Source organism: Nitratireductor sp. GZWM139, assembly GCF_030068685.1.
In the GTDB taxonomy this organism is placed as follows: Bacteria; Pseudomonadota; Alphaproteobacteria; order Rhizobiales; family Rhizobiaceae; genus Nitratireductor; species Nitratireductor aquimarinus.
Window position 1 is genome coordinate 251909 of record NZ_JAMQML010000005.1, and the last position, 18804, is coordinate 270712.

Here is an 18804-nt window from a genome sequence, read left to right on the forward strand (position 1 = left end):
CGCTCATTGCTGCGCGGTCGGGCTTTTCGCACCTTCCGCCGCAATGGCGTCGGGCGATGCCTCTTTCGCAAAAAGGAACGGCATCGCCACCAGCACCAGAACGGCCTGCAAAACGAAAACGCTGGAATAGACCGCGTCCGGCGCAAAGCTCAGCATCTCCATCACCTGGATCAGGATCTCGAAGAGTTCCAGCCCCACTTCCGTTCCCACGATGATCACGAAGGCGATGAAGAGCGACAGATGTGCGTTACTGCCGGCCGCGCCGGTGACCGCAAAAACGGCAGCCGTCGTCAGCAGCCCCGTGCCAAAACCGGTGAGCGCCTTCGACCCCAGATAGACCTCGTAATAGGGAAAGCCGAAATACAGCATGTAGGAGCCAAGCCCCGCCGCCGTGATCACCGCGCCGGCGAGCATCAGCGCCCGCTGGATCGGCATGCGCGCCAGGATCGCCGTCGCTCCCATGGCCGCCACCACCTGCGCCAGCGCGCCAATCGTTGCCCGGTCGGCGATCAGCGTGTTGGAGCACATATGCTTCACCAGATAGGCGGTGTCGTAAAAGCCCGTGGTCGCCACATTGACGAAAAAGAGGAAGGCGAACACGCCAAGCGTCGCCCCTTCGACGGGCGCTCGCGGAGCCTGTTCCGCAGCCCTTGCCCGGCGCGCCCTCACGATGAGATAGGCAAGGCTCGCCGCGAACAACCCGGCCGCAATCTGCGTTTCCGGCGCACTGATGCCCGAGAGCGACACCAGCGTTGTCACCGCCTCGAAGGTGATCAACACGACCAGAACCGGAAGAAGCGCGAAGCTGGCGGCCTTCTCTTCCCCTGCCTCGCCCGCCGTTTCCTTCACGGGTTCGCGCACCATCCAGAGGCCCAGCATCAGCAGGAAAGGCACCATGGCGAAGCCGGCAAAGAAGATGTCCAGCCCATAGCGCGGCGCAATCACCCGGACGAGTTGCGGCGTGACCAGAAACGCCGCCGGCATGGCCACCGCCCACACACCCGTCAAAAGCTTGGAATGCCGCTCGCCGCCCCACACGGTCATCATTTGTGCAATGGGCGCGAGCGCCGCCAGCGAAAAGCCGATCAGCGGAAACAGCACCACCACCAGCGCCTCTCGCGTTGCCACCGGCGGCGCAACCCAGAAAAGCACCGCCAGCCCAAGGCTGGAGACCCCCGCGATGAGACACATCGCAGCCGCCAGCGGCCGTGCCGGAAAGCGCTGGATCAGCCGTGGCGTGATCAGAAGCGACAGAAGCACCGCGCCCAGAAGCAGCTCGATGATCACCGAGGTCTTGTTGACGGAAATTTTCAGAAAGCTCGCAAACGTCCCTTCCGAGACGAACACGGTGGAGCTGACCACCGAACGCAGCCCGTTGCCGAGCAACACCAGGAGAAGCAGCAACGGCAGCGCGGCCTTGTTCATGCAGGTTTCAGCCCTTGTTAAGGTGCTCGGCCAGCCGGATGCCCATGGCGGCGATGGTCAGCGACGGCGCGTTGACCGGCGCGCTCACATGGGTCGAGGTGCCGAGAATATAGAGGTTCGGGTGCTGGTGCGCCTTCAGATCCGGCCCCACGACCGAACGCTTCGGGTCGGTTCCCATGCGTGTGGTGCCGGCGATGATGGCGTTGGAGAGATAGGGCGTATCTTCCTTGATGTCCTTCGCCCCCATCAGGCCGAGCACCTTCTGGTTCACCTCCCGCGCCACGGTGATGCCAGCCTGCGTGTAATCATCGACCGTGAAGTTGATGCGCGGGCGCGGCACGCCGGACGTGTCCATCTTGTCGGAAAGCGTAACGCGGTTCTCCGGCACGCCCAGCGTTTCCGCCGAGGAGTTGAGCCGCACATGGCGCGAAATCTGCGCGTTGAGCGTGTTGACCAGCTCCGCCCCGCGCATGCCCTTGCCGATCAGATCACGCGAGAGCTTCTCTGCATCCGAATTGCCGCTCCAGCCATTGTTCATGAACGACGTGCCGAAGGCCGCATATTCCTTGCGGAAATCGCCGTCGCGATACTCGATGATGCCGGAGGTCTGCTGCGGCCCGCGATAGGGATAGACCGGATCCGTCACCGTGCCGGACACGTCGATATTGTACTGCGACAGGAGGTAACGCCCGACCTGGTCATGCGCGTTGCCAACCCCGTCAGGCGCAGTTTCCTGCTTGGAATTCAGCATGAGGCGCGGGTTCTCGATGGCGTGCCCGCCCAGAACGAAGATATTGCCGGTCACCTTCTGCGTCGCGCCGTCCGGGCGGCGGATCGTCAGCGACACGACCTTCTGGTCGGCCCCGATTTCAATGAAGGTCACAAGCGCGCGCAGTTCAATGCGTGCGCCAGCCGCCACCGCCTTGTCCATGTCGAACGAGGCGTCGTATTTCGCCCCGATGGGGCAGATCGGCACGCAGGTATTGTTGCCGCAGCAGGCTGGCCGGTTGTCGAAGATCACCGAGTTGCGCGCATGCGAGAAGCGCTTGGAGGTGAGCCCCATCTGATCCAGCGCCTTCTGAATCTGTAAATCCATATAGGAGGCGGGAATGGGCGGCATCGTGTAGCCTTCGCCCGGCTTGCGCGGCGCGCCCCATGTGAAGTCCGGGTCGCCCGAAACACCCCAGCGCGCTTCCGCCTGCTCGTAATAGGGGATCAGCTCGTCATAGGTGATCGGCCAGTCCGCGCCCCGGCCATAAAGCGTGGCGCTCTTGAAGTCATTGGGCCGCAACCGGTCGGCAAAGCCCGTCCAGTGCCACGTCGTGCCGCCATAGATGCGCAGATACGCACCGACGAAGCGCACCGGCCCCGCCTGATCGTAAAACGCGTCGTAATCCGTATCGGTCGGGTGCGGCGCCCAGTCCTGGCTTGGATAGGGGGCCTGCGGACCCTTCACCGGATTGGCGTAGAAATCGGCGAGATATTCCGAACGCGGCTTGCTGTCGCCGGCTTCCAGAACAAGAACGTCGCGTCCCGCTTCAGCGAGGCTGCGCGAAAGATGCGCCCCCGCCATGCCGGACCCGACGATCACGATATCGGCGTGCAGGTCGCTCATGCTGCCTCCCAGGGATTGAGCCAGTAGCCGAACTCCGGCCCCGAGCACAGGCCCGGCGCTTTGGCAAAGCTCAGCGACTTCCATCCCAGCGCGTATGGATAATTGATCATCGGCGCGTCCTTGTCGGCGGGGTCGGCCGAGCCGGTGAACAGATAGGCGGCGATCCAGCGCACCTGCTCTTCCCGGTCCCCCTCCTGCGCATCAAGCACCGTGGCGATGCCCGCGCGGCCGAAATGGGTCATCAGATCCTGCCGCGCCGGCACGCCGAACGTCTTGGTGAAATCGCGCTTCAGCGCATCGCGCAGGATCTGCGGCGTCTTCACCGGGCCAGCAATGGCCGAGACCAGCCCCTCCCAGACCGTATCGTCATAGGCGGAGCCCAGACGCGCCGCCTGCGCCACGGGCGCCACGGGCGCCACGGGCGTAAGCGCCATGGCGCAGCAGCTTCCGACGAGGAAGGCGCGGCGGGAAAGGCGCGGCCCCGTCACTGGACCGACACCTTGACGAAACCGCGCGAGCGGTTGGACCCCTCGTCCACCATCATCATCGCCGCATGCAGCTTCTCGACGCTGATCCAGACCGGCGGATATTTGTATTTCGCCACATCAAGGATCAGAACGCTGTCGGTCTCCTCGTCATAGGCGCCGATGGGCGAAATGTGCCCGTCCCCTTCCTGGGGCAGCGCCTTGCGCGAATAGTTTGCGATGAAGCGCGCATCGCGGTCCTCAAGCGTTTCCCGGATCGCCGTGCGCAGTTCATCAACGGATGTCTCGTCGGCAAAATGATGTTCCGCCGCAAGCCCCGTGTTCTCGATGAACGTGTCGAGTTCGGCCAGCGTCAGCCCCTCATGCTCCACCATCGCATAGGGTTTCAGTTTCTGGTTGGCCTCGTTGAACAGCGTGTCCTGCGTGAACAGCGTCCACGGATAGAGCCGGTCGGGCGAAGGCCGCGGAATGCCCAGCGCATTGGCCACCGCCGCCACGGTCGCCGGCCCGCAGAAGGTCAGGATCTGCTCGCTCTCCACATAGGTGGCGAGGCTGAAATAGTCGCGGTTGAGGTCGGCGTCGAGCAGGCGCTCCTCGCCCTGCTCGCTCGTCAGGTAGAGGAGGTCTTCAGCGGCAAGTGTCGGCGTTGCGCAGAGCGCGGCAACGGCCAGCGCGATCAGTTTTGTGCGAACCATTCCGAAATCTCCTTGATGTCCTCGTCGCTCAGTTCCTTGGTGTAGAAGCGCATCACATCGGCCGGCCCGCCGGTGCGGCGGCCCTCGCGATAGGCCTTGAGGGCGGCCTCCAGATAGTCGGACCGCTGGCCCGAAAGGATCGGCACCCCTTCCACCAGCGGATTTCCATCCGCCGAATGACACGAGACGCAGCCCGACGCCTGTTTCGGAACGGCGTTGTCCTGCGCCTGGGCAGCAAACGGCATCAGGAGCAGTGCTGCGAGGCTAAGCCTTGATATTGACATTGAGCATCATCCCCAGGTCTTCGTGTGGAAGGATATGGCAGTGCATGACGAAGCGGCCGTCGAACTCGGTGAAGCGCATGCGCACCGTGGCCGACCCCGCAGCCGGCACGGCAATCGTGTCCTGCCAGTGCTTGTAATCCAGCTCCTCGCCATTGATGTGCGTCACCTGCATCGGGTTCACATGCACATGGATCGGGTGCGGGAACGGGGTCGTGTTGACGAACTCCCACTCTTCCGCCGTCCCCAGACTGGCCACGATGTCGTCGCGCGAGGGATCGAACGGCTTTCCGTTGAGCGTGAACACCGTGTCCTTGTACATGCCGGGCGTGTCGGTCACGCCGAGCACGATCTGCTGGCGTTTTGAGATTTCCTCATCGGTGATGTCGGTCAGGATCTTGTTGTCGGGCAGCTCTTCCTCGGGAATGCGCGTGCCCATCTTCACGTCCGGTCCGATCCGGTCCGTATCCGCCGGCAGCACCACGACCTGCGCCATGCGCACTTCCGGAAGCGCCGTCTTGCCCTGCGAGAAGGCACGGCGGATCAGCTCGTAGACGCCCACTTTCCGCGCGCGCACCATCACGTTCGACCTGTTGCCCGGCGCGATGAAGATGCGGTCGGTTTTCCGCGCGAAATCATAAGGGTTGCCGTCGAAACCGATCTCGAACAGGTCCAGACCGTCCAGCGTCATCGGCAGGAACTGCTCGTCGCCCGCATTCAGCCAGCGCCAGTGCTGCACCTCGCCTTCGCGCATGTAGATGCGCGGCTGATATTCGCCATTCACCAGCCAGTAGCGTTCCGAATCCAGGTTCCAGATCGTGTCAAAGCTGTCGAGCTCGCCGCTTGTCGGATCCACCACCGGGCACTGGAACACCATCACGCGCTCGATGGCTTCAGCCACCTCCGGCACATCATCCAGCGTGCCGCGCACGATCATCATGCCGCCGCAGCCTGAAGCCACCTGCACCGCCACAGAGCCATGCCTGTGCGGGTGATACCAGTAATTGCCCGCCGGATGATCCTCCGGAAGCTGAACCAGATAATTGAAGCTCTCGCCCGGATTGATCTGCAGATAGACGTTGTCGCTGTTGCCCTTGGGGCTCACATGGAAACCGTGGAAATGCAGATTGGTCGAGTTGAACTGGTTCGGCGTGTTGGTCACCGGGTCGTGGTCGCGGTTGGGCGGCATCCGGTTGTGAAGGGCGATCTCCATCTCGTCGCCCGGCGACACGCGAAAGGTCGGTCCCGGGATCTCCCCTTCATAAAGCCTGAGCTCCGCGCTCGCATAAGGCAGATCCTGCCGGGTGATCTTCATCGTCAGGTCCGTCTGGAAACGCCCGTCGATGGAGTGGATCTCGCGCGGGTTCTTCAGATCGCCTTCCATGCCGAGCGGCGAGCGCGCCGGCACGAGCCGCGGGTCGTCCTTGCCCTCGGCCACTGCCGCATGGTCCGGCCGCAACACGGCCAGCGCCGCCACGGTCGCCAGAGCCGTGGAACCGAAAAGGAGGGCACGCCGGTTCATCTGCATGTGCAACATCCTGCCTTGCTTCAATCAGTTCGTATGTTTCTTGCCGCCAGCGCGCAGACCGCGCGCCGCATTCAGTCTTTCTTTGCGCAGCGGTGCGGGCCCTGTGCGCCCACCTCGATCGGGCAGGCATTGCGGAATCCCCAGACGAAATCCGTCTGAACCGCCACCAGCCCCGGCGCCAGAACCTGGTCGCCGACACCGTAATAGGCGCTGGTGGTGAACCAGCTCGGCGCCGGCACGCCATTGGTGCTTTTGGGCAGGCCGGCGTCACTCAGATCGCTCACGAAGATCGATAAGTTCGGTAACCCCTTCTCGGTCACCGATGCGCGCGCATGGCAGCTGATGCAGGAGCTGGAATTGGTGAAGCCGGCTTCCGTCACCGAATTGCCGAGCTGCGTCGGCCGGCCCGTGGGCGTCACGAAATTCGTCTGGCTGCCCTTGAGGCGATAGTTGCGCCAGGCCGGATCGGCGGGCCTCGGCGTGCCGCTCTCATTGGCCGCTCCGGTTCCGATGCCGAGCGTCCTGAACACCGCCGCCAGCCCGTCGCGCATCTCGCTGTCGGCGTCATAGGTCCGGGCAAGATCGAATGCCACCACGGCCCCGTCCGCCATTTCCAGCTGGTTCGGCGACACGTAATTGTCTGCCGGTTCGGGCAGATCATCCCGCGCGGCCGGCCCCTCGCTCACCCGCGCCACATAACCGAAACTGTCATTGCAGCCGATCCAGTCGCAGCGGCCCTGATTGTCCACATGCTCGAATGTGGTCCAGAACCAGTTGGGCAGATCCTTCGAGGAGATGTGAAAGGACAGAAGGATATAAGTGCCGGTCTCCGGCGTGTTGCCGCCCTTCGGCAAATCGAGCGTGATGTAGTCGGCGTTCTTTTCAAGATCGATGCCCAGCTCTTTCGCCTTGCGGATGTCGAGCAGGTTCGCCTTGAGCATGAGCGAGCGGATCGGCAGGTCGATCTGGCTGAGAGGTCCCGTGCCGGCCACGCCATTGTATGGCGCATAGTGCTCCATGACGCCCGCACGTGTCTGAAACACCCGGCCAAGCCCGACCGTGTGATAGAGCCCGTTTGCGAAGATGTAATCGGTCATAGGCCGGTTGTGATAAACCAGCTCCACCTGCTCCGCGCCGATCACTGCGGTCTTGAGTTCCGGCGGCACGTCATCCCAGTCGATGCTGCCGTCACCATCCCGGTCGGTCTTGGCCGCATCCTCCATTGACACCTGATGCGCCTTGCTCGGCTCATGCGGTGTGTGTGCGGGCATGCCCAGCGCCGGGTCGGGGCGCACGGGGCAGTGTTCGGGATCGGGATTGTTGGAAACTTCGACCGTGCTGCAGCAGTTTTCCGTCTGGCCGGGCTCGCACACCGGCCATGGCGCGGTCGGCCACATCTGCACATCGGTCGTCCAGCGCGACCAGAATTCGCCGCGCACCGCCTCGGTGAAAATCTTCCAGGCGAAAGCATCCGGACAGCTCATGGACGGATTGCTTATCTCCGGCCCGAAGTCGAAGCGCCCTTCCCCGTCCACCGTAACTGCGCATTCCGGCGAATCACGCAGGTCCGCCAGATACTGCATCGCAAAATCAATGGAATTCGGATTGGCCGATACGGCCGAAACTGAAAGAGAAGTACTTATAAACGCTAAGAAAAAAGCCCTTTTTGCGACCCTCGCCTGATCGCAAAAAACGCGAGCCACGCGTTTTGATTGCCTCTGGTGCGCCAAAAGCCTTGTGCCCCCTCACAAGTTAGTTTTGCACCAGTGTTTATCACAAACCTTGACGGTTAGTTGAGAATAAATTCCGCAATTGAACGGTTTCTCCACTCCGCAGGCTCTGCAGATGCCGGGCTCTACAGATAATGCAGCCCCAGAAGATGCCCCTCCACCTCGCGCACCTGCACGACGGTGTCATAGATGTCCTCAAGCACCGCTTCCTGCATCAGGTCACCGGCCTCGCCCTGCAGCACCACGCGTCCGTCGCGCATCGCCACCACGTGATCGGCATAGATCGAGGCGAAGTTGATGTCGTGGATCACCACGGTAATCGACCTCTTAAGGTCGTCCGCCGTGCGCCGTAACAGCTTCATCATCGCCGCCGCGTGTTTCATGTCGAGGCTGTTGAGCGGCTCGTCCAGCAGCACATATTTGGTGTCCTGCGCCAGAACCATTGCCACGAAGGCGCGCTGGCGCTGACCGCCAGAAAGTTCGTCCAGAAACCGCCCGCGCAGAGCGTCGAGCCCCAGATAGGAAATCGCCTCGCCGATATGGCGCTCGTCTTCCACGGTAGGCCGCCCGCCCGAATGCGGAAACCGGCCAAACGCCACCAGTTCGCTCACCGTCAGGCGCATGCCCACCTGGTTGTTCTGCTTCAGGATCGCCAGCCGCTTGGCGAGCACCGCGCCCGGCGTTTCCTGCACATCCAGACCATCCACCAGAACCCGCCCCGAAGTCGGCGCGATCAGGCGCGCAACCATGGAAAGAAGCGTCGACTTGCCCGCCCCGTTGGGGCCGACAATCGCGGTGATGCCGCTCTCGGGAAGCGACAGGCTGACATCGTCAACCACCGTCGCATCGTCATAGGTCTTGGTGAGATTGTGGATGTCGATCATCGCCTGAGGTTCCGATAAAGCAGCAGCATGAAGGCAATGCCGCCGGTGAATTCGATGATGATGCTGAGCGCCGTGTCGAAACCGAACACGCGCTCCAGCACGGTCTGCCCGCCCACAAGCGCAATGATGGCAAGCAGGGTCGCCGCCGGCAGCGTGTATTTGTGCCGGTCCGTGCCCACGGCCTGATAGGCGAGATTGGCGACCAGCAGACCGAAGAAGGTGATCGGGCCGACAAGCGCCGTCGAGACCGAAACCAGAACCGCGATCATGGCGAACAGCAGCAGCACCACACGCTGATAATCAATGCCCAGATTGATCGCCACATCGCGGCCAAGCGCAAGCACGTCGAGCTTCGTCAGAAGCCGCCGGCTCACAAAGGCGGTCGCCAGAACGATCACCGCCGACACCGCCAGCAATTGCTGGTCGATGCTGTTGAAGCTGGCGAACAGCATGTCCTGAAGCGCGATGAACTCGTTGGGGTCGAGAATGCGCTGCATCATGTGCGCCAGACTGCGGAAGAAGACACCGCACACCACACCGGCAAGCACCACCAGATGCAGGCTGCGCTGGCGGCTGAGAAACAGCCAGTAGAAGAGCGCCATGGACATGCCCACCATGAGCAGCGTCTCCAGAACGAAACGCAGCCGCATGTCCACGCTGGCGAGATCGCGCGTGCCCAGAAAGAACACCAGCGCCGTCTGCAGGGCCACATAGAGGGAATCGAAGCCCATCACCGCAGGCGTCAGAATGCGGTTCTGCGTCACCGTCTGAAACAGCACCGTCGCCGTCGCCACCGCATAGGCCACCAGCACGAGGCCGAGCAGCTTGGCGCTGCGAAACGGCAGCACGAAATCCCAGTTGCCCTTCACGCCAATGGTCATGAAGGCCAGTGCCGCCGCAATGGCGCCAAACGCCAGAACGACAAGCGCCACGCGGGGCCGTCGCCATGTCGGATTTTTAGCCAAAACGCGCCCGCCGCCGCAAAAGGAGATAAAGGAAAATGCCCGAACCGAGCACACCCGCCACCGTTCCCACCGGGATCTCATAGGGAAACCGCAGCGTGCGGCCGACAATGTCGCAGGCAAGCAGGAAGCCCGCGCCCGACACCGCCACCCAGGGCAGCGCACGGCGCAGATTGTCGCCCACCGTCATGCTCACCACATTGGCGACGATCAGCCCCAGAAACGGCACCGTACCGGCCGTCACCACTGCCGTCGCCGAAACCATGGAAACGATGACGAGGCCGAAGGCGAGGATGCGCCCGTAGTTCAGACCGAGATTGCGCGTAAAACTTTCGCCAAGCCCGGCGACCGTGAACCGGTCCGCCGCCACATAGGCAAGCAGCGCCAGCCCGCCCGCGATCCACAACAGTTCGTAGCGCCCCCGCAAGACGCTTGAAAAGTCACCATTCGTCCAGGCGGAAAGCGATTGCAGAAGATCGTAGCGATAGGCGACGAAGGTCGTCATGGCGTTGATCACGCCGCCGAACATCAGGCCCAGAAGCGGCACGACCAGGCTGGAGCTTGCCGGGATCTTCGACACAAGCCGCAGGAACAGGAAGGTTGCGATCAGCGCGAAAACCGAGGCCACCGCCATCTTGGAAAGCATCGGCAGGCCGGGCGCGAACAGCGCCACCGCCAGAAGACCAAGGCTCGCCGCCTCGACCGTGCCCGTCGTCGTCGGTTCAACGAAACGGTTGCGAAACAGCATCTGCATGATCAGCGCCGCAACGCCCATCGCCATGCCCGAAAGCACCAGCGCCAGGGTGCGCGGAATGCGGCTGACGAGCAGAAGCTGGATGGCCTGTGCGTTGCCGTCACCGCTCAAAAGATCGCCGAGCGGCATGTCGGCCACGCCGATGAAAAGGCTGATTGCAGCGAGAACGATCACCACGCCCACCGCCAGCACGAGGCCGGCAGCGGGGTAGATACGTTGGGGCATGCTGGCGGCAGCTTGCATAGCCTTGTCAGTCGACTGGTGTGAGCGCCTTGGAGAGCGCGTCGACTTCTGCCTGGAGGGCAGTCATGCCGCCGCCGACCAGATACCAGCGCACGGAATCGGCATAGTAGATATTGCCTTCCTTCGCGGCCGTGGTCGCTGCGACGAGTTCATTGTCCAGCGTCTGCTTTGCCGACTGGCCTTCACTGCCGATGGCCGAATCCCGGTCCACCACGAACAGCCAGTCCGGATTTGTCTTCAGGAGGAATTCGAACGAAACCGCCTCGCCATGGGTCGCCTCCTGAACATTCTCGACAGCAGGGATCACGCCGAGATCGTCATGCAGCCAGCCGAAGCGCGAGCCCGGACCATAGGCCGAAACCTTGCCGCCATTGGTGAGGATGATCAGGCCCTTGCCGGCATCCTTCGCCGTCTCGCGCAGCGCTGCAACGGAGGTGTTGAGCTTCTCGATCAGTTCCTCGGCCTTCTCTTCACGGTCGAAGATCACGCCCAGCTTGCGCGCATTGTCTTCCGCGCTGTTGAGGAAGTCATCCTGTGCGACCGTCAGGTCGATGGTCGGCGCAATCTTGGAAAGCGCCTCATACTGCTTGGCCGAGCGGCCTGCGACGATGATCAGGTCGGGCCTGACGGCATTCACCACCTCGAAGTCCGGCTCGAACAGCGAGCCGACCTTGGCGTAATCGTCGCTCTTGTATTTCGACAGATAGTCGGGAAGCAGCGCGTTGGGCACGCCGGCCACGTCGACGCCCAGCGTGTCGAGCGTGTCGAGCGTGGCGAAATCGAAGGTCAGAACCGTCTTGGGCGTGTCCGGCAGAACCGTTTCGCCCTGCGCATGTTTGACGGTGATTTCGTCGGCATTGGCGTAGCCCGGCAGGAACGCCGCAAGCGCGATGGCCGAAGCCAGAAAGCGCGCGGTCAGGGAGTTCGTTCTTGTGATCATCGACATGCTCCAAATGTCAGGGATGACGGGTGGACGCCACCTGCCGGTTTCCGTTTTGCGCGGTCGGCAACGCCCTTGTCTGGATTTCGGTTAGCAAATATGATTTCTACAATCAACTTTTCTGTGCGGACATTCCAACACTCAGTTTCAACCGCCGCTTTTCTGGAGATTTCCCATGCTGCAATCCAAAGCCGTCATCGCCACCGAGCATGCCTCGAAATATCTGCAGCAGCTCTGCAAGCATTTCGCGCACAAGGTTTCGGTCGATTACGACGCCTCGCAGGGCAAGGTTGATTTCCCCTTCGGCGACTGCCTCATGCGCGCCGACGAAACCTCGCTGACGATCGAGTGCGCCGCCAAAACGGACGAGGAACTCGCCCGCGCCCAGCACGTGATCGACGATCATCTGGCCCGCTTCGCATGGCGTGAGAAGCCGCAGATCGCCTGGAACGTGTGACGGCTTTCGGGCCCTGAAAGTCCGCAGATGACGGTTTGCCCCTCCCGCCACCGAAGCGGTGATGGCGGGAGCGTTGGATGTCAGCGAGAAGGTCATGAGGCTCAGAAAGTGGAGGTCATGCCGACCCACACACGGCGTCCTTCGACAACCGTGTTGATGTCGCCCACGTCAATGCGCTTGTCGAACACATTGTAGACCGCCGCCTTCAGGGTCACATTGTCGTTCAGCGCATAGTTCGCTCCGAAATCGACCGTGGTGTAGGCATCGTATTTGCGCGCCAGAACTTTCGAACCGTCGCTTGAAAGGATCGGCTTGCCTTTGGAGCCGATACGCAGGCCCGCATTCACCTCCGACCCGTGATAGCTGACCTCGCCCCACGCGCTCAGCCCCTCGACCGGCGTGGTCCAGTCCGCCCGCAGGCTGGCCATATGCTGCGGCGTGCGCATCAGCGGGAAGCCTGCATAATCGCCGGTCTTCTGCTTCGAATGGGTGTAGGTGTAGCTGCCCCGCAGGATCAGATCGTCACGCACATCCCATTCGCCCGTCAGCTCCACGCCCTGCGTGATGGCCCGGCCGATGTTGAAGAAGCGCCAGAGGCGGTAATTCGGATCCTCGTCCCAGCGGGCATTCGACCCGTCTGGCTTGTAGATCATCGCATTGCTGATCTTGTCCTTGAAGTCGTTGCGGAAATAGGTCGCGCCCAGTCGCACGCCGCCGAGACTGTCCCAGAGACCGCCGATCTCGATGCTGGTGCTTTTCTCGGCTTCAAGATCCGGATTGCCGATGATCACGCCACAGGTGCCGTCCGGTCCATAGCTGCAACCGCGCCCGCCCGTCACATAGGCGTAGCCCGGCGCAATCGCGCGAATGACCGGAGCCTTGAACCCCGTCGAGACACCGCCCTTCAGCGTCAGCTGCGGCGTCGCATGCCACACCGCATAGGCGCGCGGGCTGAACTGCGCGCCATAGATCCCGTGATTGTCCATGCGAATGCCGCCGGTCAGCGCGAAATCCGGCGTGATCCACCACTCGTCCTCGGCAAACAGCGCCCATTGCGAAACGCCGAATTTCTCGTCGCGCCCCGTGCGGCGGCCAGGGTTCTGGTCGGTCAGCAGCGCATCCAGATACTGCCCGCCCAGCACCAGCGTATGCGCCCCGTGAAAATCGAGCGGCGTGGTCGTCTTCACGTCGAAAACCGTGTTGCGAACCAGCGGCGAGCGCGGATCTTCCGCATATAGTCCGGTCTCCTCATCGCGCATGAAGCGGGTGCGCTCGGCCCATTCCTGCGAGAGGGAAACCTCCGATGTCGTCCAGTCCCAGCGCCCCGTATGGCTCAGCGACCAGTGCCTGCGGTCCAGCCGGTCGTAATTGTCCCGGCGCGTGCTGGTTCTGTCCTCGGTGTGCGCGCGCAACAGCCGCGTCCTGCCCGCATCAAGAACCAGCTCATGATCCTCGTTCGGGGTGAAGGTCAGCCGGCCGCTGAGATCGAGATCCTTCTTTTCCGGCAAGCCGCCCTTGATCCGGTCTTCGCCGCGCAGGAGACCCCGCCCCCAGACCTGCAGGCCCAGCATGTCGCGCACCACCGGCCCGCTGGCGTAGAACGACGCATTCCCTGCATCGCCATGGTCGGTATGCTGCTGCAGCGTTCCGTCGACCGAGACCGTCCCGGTCCACTTATCGGCCACCCTGCGCGTGATGACATTGATGACACCGCCCATCGCATCGGAACCGTAGAGCGCCGACATCGGGCCACGCACCACCTCGATCCGCTCGATGGCGGACACCGGCGGCAGGAAGCTCTGCTCGAAACCGGAATTGCCATTGGAGCGCGACTCGCGCGTGTTCTGCCGCTTTCCATCCACCAGGATCAGCGTGTATGCGCCCGGCAGACCGCGGATGGAAATGTCTTCCCGCCCCGGCGACCCCGTCACCGCCACGCCCTGCACATGGCGAAGCGCGTCGGTCAGGTCGCGGTAAACGCCCTTTTCCAGCGCCTCGCGCGGCACCACGGTTATGCTCGCCGGCGCATCCACCACACTCTGCTCGAAGCCGGTCGCCGTCACGACCAGTGTGTCAAGAAGCGTGACCTTCTGGTTTTCCGCCTGTGCCAGCGCGCCCTCCACCGGCAGGGCGACGCAGCCCAGAAAAGCCAGTGCAAGCCGACCGGAAGAAGAAACGGCGCCGCGCAAACCGGCACGCGCCGGGCTGCGCGGAACCGCATCGAAAAAGCTATAAGTCATTATGAATTCTCAATAAAATTACATACTTGAAATACGGGCGACTTACCTCCCGTTAAAAGATGATGTCAACACTCATCTTTTAGAGCGCTTCCAGATTGCCCCGCGCAGACATGCCCCAGCGGCACAAAGCCTTTTCAGGCCATGCGCGAGGCGGGGTCGGCAACCGGTCGATGAAGCTGTGGAAAAACGGGCGGCGGAACCCCGCCCGAAAAGGGGTAAGGAGAAGCGGCGGGACGCGAGCAATTGAATCCCGCCGCCTCTGCTCACTCGGCCGCCTGTGGCAGCGCGAGCTGTTCGTTGTCCTGCATGGCCGCATCCGTTTTTGCAGGTGCGCCCGCCTCCGGCCGCTTCACGCGGTAGAAGGCGGCATAGAGCGCCGGCACGAACAGAATGGTCAGCACGGTCGCCACCGTCAGGCCGCCCATGATGGCGAAGGCCATCGGCCCCCAGAACACATTGGTCGAGAGCGGCACCATGGCGAAGATGGCGGCCGCCGCCGTCAGAACCACGGGCCGCGTGCGCCGCACGGTGGCCTCGATAATGGCGTCCCATTCCGCATGGCCGGCTTCAAGGTCCGCTCCGATCTGGTCGACCAGGATCACCGTGTTGCGCATGATCATGCCGGCCAGCGCGATCAGGCCGAGCAGCGCAACGAAGCCGAAGGGCTGGTTGAAGATCAAAAGCCCCAGCGTCGCCCCGATCAGGCCGAGCGGCGCTGTCGCGAAGACCAGAGCAAGGCGCGAGAAGCTCTGAAGCTGGATCATCAGGATCGTCAGCATCGCCAGCAACATGATCGGGAACACGTCGAACAGCGCCGCATTCGCCTTGGCGCTTTCCTCGATGGCCCCGCCAAGCTCGATGCGATAGCCGACCGGCAGATCCTCGATCAGCGGCTGCAGCGTCGGCCAGATCTGCGACGACACATCCGGCGCCTGCACGCCCGCCGGCACATCGGCCCGCACGGTGATCATCATGTCGCGGTTCTGCCGCCACAGGATCGGCTCCTCATGGCCATAGACCACCTTCGCCACCTGCGAGAGCGGCACCGGCTGGCCGCCGCGCGTGGCAATCGTCAGATCGCCCAGATGCGCCACGTCGAGCCGTTCGCTTTCCACCGCGCGCGCCACGACATTGACGGTCTCGATGCCGTCGCGCACCGCCGTCACCGTGTAGCCGGAAAGCAGCGTCTGCAGCGTGCGGCCAATGTCCTGCGGGGTCAGGCCAAGTGCCCGCGCCCGGTCCTGATCCACTTCCAGCCGGATCGACTTCGCCTGCTCGTTCCAGTCCAGATTGGGGTCGAGCGCATTCGGGTTCTGCGCCATCACATCGCGCACATCATAGGCGATGCGACGCACTTCCAGCGGATCGGGGCCAACCACGCGGAACTGCACGGGGAAGCCCACCGGCGGGCCGAACACGAGTTCGGTCACGCGCACCCGCGCCTCCGGCAGACCGCCGTCTGCGATATAGTCCTGCAACCGCGCTTTCACCCGGTCGCGGGCTTCCGCGTCCTTCGTGTACATCTCGATGGTCGCGAAGTTCGGCTTCGGCAGCTCCGGATTGGAAGCGAGGAACCAGCGCGGCGCGCCAGCGCCCACATAGGTGGCGTAGGTCAGAACCTCTTCATCCGCCGCGACCACCGCTTCCATGGTGCGGGCGGAGGCCTCCGTCGCCTTGATCGGCGCGCCTTCCGGCAGACGGATTTCCACCATCAGCTCCGGTCGCGGCGAGGTCGGGAAGAACTGCTGCTGCACGAAACCGAATGTCCAGATGGAAGCCGCAAAAAGGCCGATCACCGAGGCGATCACCACCCAGCGCCAGGAGACGCACCAGTTCACCACCCGGCGCAAAGCATTGTAGAGGCGCGTGTCGTAGATGTCGTGATGCTGCCCGCCCTCGGCCACCGCACCACCATGCTTGTGGAAGTCCGGCAACAGCTTGACGCCGATATAGGGCGTGAAGATCACCGCCACGAACCACGACGCCACCAGCGCGATGGTCACCACCCAGAAGATGCCGCCGGCATATTCGCCCGCCGTCGACTTGGCGAACCCGACAGGCAGAAAGCCCGCCGCCGTCACCAGCGTTCCGGTGAGCATGGGAAAGGCCGTTGATGTCCAGGCGAAGGTCGCCGCCTTCAGCCGGTCATAGCCCTGCTCCATCTTCACCACCATCATCTCGACGGCGATGATCGCATCGTCCACCATCAGGCCAAGCGCGATGATGAGCGCGCCAAGCGTGATGCGTTCAAGGCTCATGCCCAGCATGTCGAGCGCGATCATCACGATGGCCAGAACCAGCGGCACGGCCAGCGCCACAACGATGCCCGTGCGCCAGCCGAGCGACAGGAAGCTCACCGCCAGCACCACGGCCAGCGCTTCCAGAAACACCTTGATGAACTCGCCGACCGAATCCTGCACCACTTCGGGCTGGTTGGCGATCATCTCCAGTTCCAGCCCCACCGGCATGTCGGCCCTGATTTCGCTCATGGCCGCATCAAGGTTTTCGCCAAGCTTCAGAATGTTCGCGCCCTCGGCCATGACGACGCCAATGGCCAGCGCCTGATGCCCGTCATGGCGGGCAAGGAAGGCCGGCGGGTCTTCATAGCCGCGCCGCACATCCGCAATGTCACCCAGCCGGAACACGGTTCCGTTCGCCGCAATTGGCACCGACGCCACAGCGTCCACGCCCTTCAGCGCGCCTTCAACACGCAGGAACACCCGGTCGGAGGCCGTTTCGATCTCGCCTGCCGGCGTCACCGCGTTCTGCGCAGCGATGGAATTGAAGATCACCTGCGGGTCGATGCCCAGCGTCGCAAGCTTTGAATGCGAGAACTCGACGAAGATGCGCTCATCCTGCGCGCCGTAGAAGCGCACCTTCTCCACATCGGGAACACGCAGAAGCCGCTGGCGTATGTCTTCCGCCGCGTCCTTCAGGTCGCGCATGGTCGCGCCCTCGCCGCTCAGCATGTAGAGCGCGCTGTCCACATCGCCGAACTCGTCGTTGAAGAACGGCCCGATAACGCCTTGCGGCAGCTGCGCGCGAATGTCGCCCACCCGCTTGCGCACCTGATACCAGAGCTCCTCCACCTCGCCCGGTGGCGTGGTGTCCTGAAGCTGCACCTGCATGAAGGTGGAGCCGGGCTTGGAATAGGTGCGCACCTTGTCGAAATAAGGCACTTCCTGAAGCGTCTTTTCGATGGGATCGGCGACCTGCCGCTGCACTTCCTCGGCGGTGGCGCCCGGCCAGACCGCGTTCACCACCATCACCTTGATGGTGAAGCTCGGGTCTTCCGCCCGGCCAAGCCGCGCGTAGGAATAGGCCCCGCCAAGCGACAGGACGATGATCAGAAACAGAACGAGCGTCTGGTGGGTGACGGCCCACTGCGAAAGGTTGAAGCGTTGCATCTGAGCCCCCGGTCAGTCGGCGCTGGCGGACTGGATTTCGGCGAGCCGGACACGCTCCCCGTCGCGGAGCTTCTGCACTCCGAGCGTCACGATCTTGTCGCCGTCTTCAAGCCCCTCGGCGATGATCGCGTTCTCTGTCTGGTAGGCCTCGACGACGACCGGCCGGCGTTTGAGTTCGTGCGAGGGGGGATCGACAACGAACACGACCGGGCCCCGGCCGTCGTCAAGAACCGCCGTCATCGGTATGCGAGCAACCGGTGACGGATCTCCTTTGGTGAGTGAAACGGTGGCGGTCATGCCAAGCCGGACATTCTCGTCCGCCTCCGGCACGGAAAACCGCACGGGATAGGTTCGGCTCGTGCCATTGGCCTCCGGCGCGATCTCGCGCACCGTCGCCGCATAGCGCCCGTCGCCGGCCCACAGGGTCACTTCGGCGGTGGAGCCTTCCAGATCGGCGAGCCGGCTTTCCGGGATCGAAACCACGACCTCCTTCTGGTCCAGCCGTGCAACGCTCACCACCATCTGACCGGGCGAGACCACCTGCCCGGCCTCGACGCCCGTGGCGCTCACCACGCCATCGGCAGAAGCCGTCAGTTCCGCATAGCCCATCTGGTTGGTGGCGAGTGCAACCGCGCGTTCGGCCTGATCGAAGCGCGAGCGCGCCTCATCCACGGCCAGCGACTGCGCATCGAGCACGGCCTCGGTCACATGCCCGCGCTTGAACAGCGTGCGGGCGCGCTCCAGATCGGACTGCGCCTTGGTGAGGCTCGCCTGCGCCGCTGTCAGCGCGGCGCGCTGCTGTTCAAGCTGCAGGTTCAGATCCACCGGGTCGAGCTGCGCCAGCGTCTGCCCTGCTTTCACCCGGTCGCCCACATCCACAAGCCGGGCCGCCACCTTGCCGCCGACGCGAAACGCCTCGGCCACTTCCGTGCGCGGCATCACGGTTCCGGTGTAGGTGCGGGTCTCGGCAAGCGGCGCAAGGCGCACCGTCGCCACGCGCACCACCGGGTCTGGCCGTTCGGCCACTTCCTCATCCTGGCAGGCGACAAGCGCCAGCGCCATTGCGCTCAAAAGAACGGTCCGTTTCATCGTCGCCCGGGGCATGAAAGCCTTACCTTATAAACGTTGTTAACTGATGATTCTCAATAATCATCACTC

15 protein-coding genes are annotated in these 18804 nt (G+C 63.2%); 1 reads left to right on the plus strand and 14 read right to left on the minus strand.

Annotated elements, in window-relative coordinates; all coding sequences use genetic code 11:
* Positions 1 to 3: 3 nt before the first annotated feature.
* The 11 genes from NDI72_RS08475 to NDI72_RS08525 all read right to left on the minus strand — a co-directional run bounded on the left by NDI72_RS08475 (position 4) and on the right by NDI72_RS08525 (position 11542).
* On the minus strand, positions 4 to 1425 hold the full coding sequence (locus NDI72_RS08475; RefSeq protein ID WP_283800211.1) for a hypothetical protein: 1422 nt from the start codon (positions 1423 to 1425) through the stop codon (positions 4 to 6).
* Positions 1426 to 1432: 7 nt separating this feature from the next.
* Positions 1433 to 3040, minus strand: a complete 1608-nt coding sequence (locus NDI72_RS08480; protein WP_206544574.1) for a GMC oxidoreductase — start codon at positions 3038 to 3040, stop codon at positions 1433 to 1435.
* Entirely contained in the window at positions 3037 to 3474 is a 438-nt protein-coding gene (locus tag NDI72_RS08485) for a hypothetical protein (protein WP_283800212.1), read from the minus strand. Before NDI72_RS08485 ends, NDI72_RS08480 begins: the two co-directional genes overlap by 4 nt.
* 50 nt (positions 3475 to 3524) lie before the next feature.
* Positions 3525 to 4220, minus strand: a complete 696-nt coding sequence (locus NDI72_RS08490; RefSeq protein WP_113154121.1) for a phytochelatin synthase family protein — start codon at positions 4218 to 4220, stop codon at positions 3525 to 3527.
* Positions 4202 to 4504 carry a c-type cytochrome gene (locus NDI72_RS08495; protein ID WP_113154120.1) on the minus strand — a complete coding sequence of 101 codons (303 nt, stop codon included), beginning with the start codon at positions 4502 to 4504 and terminating at the stop codon, positions 4202 to 4204. Before NDI72_RS08495 ends, NDI72_RS08490 begins: the two co-directional genes overlap by 19 nt.
* A complete protein-coding gene (locus NDI72_RS08500) occupies positions 4485 to 6029 on the minus strand; it encodes a multicopper oxidase family protein (RefSeq protein ID WP_283800213.1) in 1545 nt (514 codons plus the stop codon). The genes NDI72_RS08495 and NDI72_RS08500 overlap by 20 nt, the downstream gene beginning before the upstream one ends.
* A gap of 71 nt (positions 6030 to 6100) precedes the next feature.
* On the minus strand, positions 6101 to 7612 hold the full coding sequence (locus tag NDI72_RS08505; RefSeq protein WP_283800214.1) for a hypothetical protein: 1512 nt from the start codon (positions 7610 to 7612) through the stop codon (positions 6101 to 6103).
* A gap of 272 nt (positions 7613 to 7884) precedes the next feature.
* Positions 7885 to 8643: an iron ABC transporter ATP-binding protein gene (locus NDI72_RS08510; RefSeq protein ID WP_283800215.1), complete on the minus strand. Its 759-nt coding sequence runs from the start codon at positions 8641 to 8643 to the stop codon at positions 7885 to 7887.
* Positions 8640 to 9608 (minus strand): iron chelate uptake ABC transporter family permease subunit, encoded by a 969-nt coding sequence (locus NDI72_RS08515; RefSeq protein ID WP_113154117.1) that lies wholly within the window; start codon positions 9606 to 9608, stop codon positions 8640 to 8642. Before NDI72_RS08515 ends, NDI72_RS08510 begins: the two co-directional genes overlap by 4 nt.
* Positions 9601 to 10584, minus strand: a complete 984-nt coding sequence (locus NDI72_RS08520; RefSeq protein ID WP_224924704.1) for an ABC transporter permease — start codon at positions 10582 to 10584, stop codon at positions 9601 to 9603. The genes NDI72_RS08515 and NDI72_RS08520 overlap by 8 nt, the downstream gene beginning before the upstream one ends.
* 25 nt (positions 10585 to 10609) lie before the next feature.
* Entirely contained in the window at positions 10610 to 11542 is a 933-nt protein-coding gene (locus NDI72_RS08525) for a siderophore ABC transporter substrate-binding protein (protein ID WP_283800216.1), read from the minus strand.
* 175 nt (positions 11543 to 11717) lie between these two features.
* Here NDI72_RS08525 and NDI72_RS08530 point away from each other — a divergent pair, with 175 nt between their 5' ends.
* Complete coding sequence (locus tag NDI72_RS08530) at positions 11718 to 11999, plus strand: DUF2218 domain-containing protein (protein WP_113154114.1); 282 nt, start codon at positions 11718 to 11720, stop codon at positions 11997 to 11999.
* Between the two features lie 101 nt (positions 12000 to 12100).
* On the opposite strand, the gene NDI72_RS08535 is transcribed toward NDI72_RS08530, so the two are convergent.
* The 3 genes from NDI72_RS08535 to NDI72_RS08545 all read right to left on the minus strand — a co-directional run bounded on the left by NDI72_RS08535 (position 12101) and on the right by NDI72_RS08545 (position 18735).
* Positions 12101 to 14239: a TonB-dependent receptor domain-containing protein gene (locus NDI72_RS08535; RefSeq protein ID WP_283800217.1), complete on the minus strand. Its 2139-nt coding sequence runs from the start codon at positions 14237 to 14239 to the stop codon at positions 12101 to 12103.
* Between the two features lie 263 nt (positions 14240 to 14502).
* The gene (locus NDI72_RS08540) at positions 14503 to 17646 is read right to left on the minus strand and encodes an efflux RND transporter permease subunit (RefSeq protein ID WP_224873369.1); all 3144 of its coding nucleotides are present in this window, start codon (positions 17644 to 17646) and stop codon (positions 14503 to 14505) included.
* 12 nt (positions 17647 to 17658) lie between these two features.
* Positions 17659 to 18735: an efflux RND transporter periplasmic adaptor subunit gene (locus NDI72_RS08545; protein ID WP_283800218.1), complete on the minus strand. Its 1077-nt coding sequence runs from the start codon at positions 18733 to 18735 to the stop codon at positions 17659 to 17661.
* Between the last annotated feature and the right edge of the window lie 69 nt (positions 18736 to 18804).